Genomic DNA, 3,082 nt, shown 5'->3' with positions numbered 1-3,082 from the left:
CGCGCGGGCCCCCCCCCTCGGGGCTTGCCTCGACCCCCCCCCGCCCCCGTTGGGGCGGGGCCCGGTGCTTTCCGGCCCCTGGGGGCCCGGCCACTTCGCCGTCCGTCCACCCGCCGCTCTGCACGCCCCTGCTCCGAACCCCCTCAGATCTGCTCGATCCTGATTGTTCCTGCCGTGCTCTTGTCAGAACTGAGCAGAGCCCCGTACAACTGATCCCGCCGAGGCAACGCCGTTCACCATGCCCTGACCCCGAAGATCCCGTGAGGTCGAAGCGTGTCAACTCCCCTCCCCCGGTGGCTCCGTGCCGCCGTCGCCTGCTGCACGACGCTCGCCGCAGCGTCCACCGGAACGCTGCTGGCCCTCCCCGCGGCCGCCGCCGCACCCGCCCCGCCGGGCGCCGCCGCCCAGTACCCCGACTACGCCCCCACCCCGCCGATGGGCTGGAACGACTGGTCCTACTATCAGTGCGGGATCGACGAGAAGACGATCCTCGACAACGCCCACGCCCTGGTCACCACCGGGCTGGCGAAGAAGGGCTACGACACCGTCACCATCGACGACTGCTGGATGTCCCGACAGCGCGACGCCAAGGGCGCCCTGGTCGCCGACCCTGCCCTCTTCCCGGACGGCATGGCCTACGTCGGGCGCCAACTCCACCAGCTCGGGCTCAAGTTCGGCATCTACGAGGACGCCGGGACCAGCACCTGCGGCGGCTACCCCGGCTCGCTCGACCACTGGCAGCAGGACGCCGACCTGTTCGCGTCCTGGGAGGTCGACTACGTCAAGCTCGACGGCTGCAACGTCCCCACCAAGCCCGGCGAGACCGAGGAACAGAGCTACCGCGACACCTACACCGCGATGAGCACGGCCCTGCTCAACACCCACCGCCCGATCGTCTTCTCGATCTCCGCCCCCGCCTACTTCCAGGGCGCGGCGAACTGGGAGTCGGTGATCCGCTGGTCCGCCCAACTCGGCAACCTGTGGCGGGAGGGCGCCGACATCGCCCTCGGCCAGGCCCCCGGCCGCGAGAAGTGGGCCTCGATCAAGGACAACTACGGCTACAACGTCGGCCTGCCCGCGCTGCAACGACCGGGGCGCTGGAACGACCCCGACTTCCTGCTCGCCGGCGACTCCGGCCTCAGCCAGGACGAGATCCAGAGCCAGACCTCGCTGTGGGCGATGATGGCCGCGCCGCTGATCTCCAGCACCGACCTCACCCACCTCTCCCCCGCCGCGCTGGCCGTGCTCGGCAACGAGGACGTCATCGCCGTCGACCAGGACCGGCTCGGCGTCCAGGGCAAGATCGTCCGGCACGACACCGGCTCCGACGTGCTCAGCAAGCCGCTGGCCGGCGGGGACCGCGCGGTCGCCCTGTTCAACTCCTCCGACACCGCGCAGACCATCACCACCACCGCCGCCCGGGCCGGCCTGCCCTCCGCCATCGGCTACGCCCTCCACGACCTGGTGACCAAGCAGGTCACCGGCACGACCGGCGTGATCTCAGCGGACGTCCCGCCGCACGCCACCGTGCTCTACCGCGTCCACCCCGGCGCCACCCGCGGCGCGGCCCCCGCGACCGCCCTCACCTGGCAGGACATCAGCACGGCGGAGGCCCCCGGGACGTACCGGATCACCCTGGCCGACCACGGCGCCGTCCCGCTGAACGACACCCGACTGCGGGTCACCGCCCCCGCCGGCTGGACCGTCACCCCCGCGACCACCGCCCTGCCCCGCGTCGAACCCGGCGGAACGGCCTCGGCCACTGTGACGGTGCACGGCCCGCAGGGCACCCCCGGGACGACGGTCACGGCCATCACCGCCACCGCGAGCTACCGGGCCCGGCCGACGGCCGTCGACACGGTCAGCGGCGACCGGACGATCGTGCAGACCGTGCCCTACCCCTCGCTGGCGGCCGCGTTCGACAACGTCGGCACCACCTCCGAGAGCGCCCCCGCCCCCGGCAACTTCGACGGCAACGGGGACAGTTACTCGACCCAGGCCCTGGCCGCCGCCGGCGCCACCCCGGGCGCCACCATCAGCGCCAACGGCCTCGGCTTCACCTGGCCGTCCTCGGCCCCGGGCACCGCCGACAACGTGTCCGCCGCCGGCCAGCAGATCACCCTCACCGGCCAGGGCACCGCGCTGGGCTTCCTCGGCGCCGAAGCCGGCTTCACCGCCGGCACGGTCACCGTCACCTACACCGACGGCACCACCAGCACCGGCCAACTCGGCTTCCCCAACTGGTGCTGCTCCCCCACCGACGCCTACGGCGCGAAGACCGCCTTCACCACCGACCACCGCAACACCCCCACCGGCCCGGCCAACTACGGCACCAGCTACGGCGTCTTCACCAACACCGTCCCCCTGACACCCGGCCGGACGATCCGCTCCGTCACCCTCCCCGACGCCCCCGCGATCCACGTCTTCGCCCTGACCGTCCAACCCTGACCCTCCAACCCTGACCGCCGAAACCGTCACCGACCGGCCCCGACCGACTCCGGCCCGCCCCACCCGGCCCGCGGGAACCCACCCCCGCGGGCCGGGTTACGCTGACGGCCCCACCCCATCCGCCACCCCCAGGAACCGCACCGTGCCCGAGACCGCCGCCGAGACCACCCCCGCCCGGATCCGCTCGGCCGGCCTCTGGTTCCACGACCACGCCGTGCTCATGGAGAGCCTCGCCGACATCGAGCTCTGGGGCGTGCCCGGCGGCGGCCTGGAGCCCGGCGAGTCCCTCACCACCGCCTGCGAACGGGAGTTCCTGGAGGAGACCGGCGTCGCCGTGCGGTGCGGCCGCCTCGCCGTCGTGGCGGACAGCTTCTTCCGGGACGACCGGGGCGAACTCCACCACGACGTCTGCTTCTACTTCCTCGTCGAACCCAGGCTCCCCGGCACCGCCGGCCGGCCCGGGATCAGCAGCAGGGAGGCCCAGTTGCAGTTCCGCTGGATCGATCTGCACGACCTCGGCTCGGTGAGGCTCGTGCCGGACTACCTGGCCGCCCTGCTCCCGGCCCTACGCGATCACGCCGCGCCGGTGTTCCTCAGCTTCGACTGCCGGGCCACCGAGGAGTGAACCCGGGCC

Annotated in this window: 2 protein-coding genes; both read left to right on the top strand. The window is 72.8% G+C overall.

Features of this window, described 5'->3' with window-relative positions; translation table 11 throughout:
- The first annotated feature begins 273 nt into the window (after positions 1 to 273).
- The gene (locus tag ACFXOZ_RS18845; RefSeq protein WP_380591540.1) at positions 274 to 2,448 is read left to right on the top strand and encodes an NEW3 domain-containing protein; all 2,175 of its coding nucleotides are present in this window, start codon (positions 274 to 276) and stop codon (positions 2,446 to 2,448) included.
- Positions 2,449 to 2,590: 142 nt separating this feature from the next.
- A complete protein-coding gene (locus ACFXOZ_RS18840) occupies positions 2,591 to 3,073 on the top strand; it encodes an NUDIX hydrolase (protein WP_380591538.1) in 483 nt (160 codons plus the stop codon).
- Positions 3,074 to 3,082: the final 9 nt, after the last annotated feature.

Origin of the sequence: Kitasatospora sp. NPDC059160, from assembly GCF_042755465.1 — a bacterium.
Classification (GTDB): Bacteria; Actinomycetota; Actinomycetes; order Streptomycetales; family Streptomycetaceae; genus Kitasatospora.
Note: the sequence above shows the minus strand (reverse complement) of the source record. Positions and strands in the feature narration are given on the sequence as shown.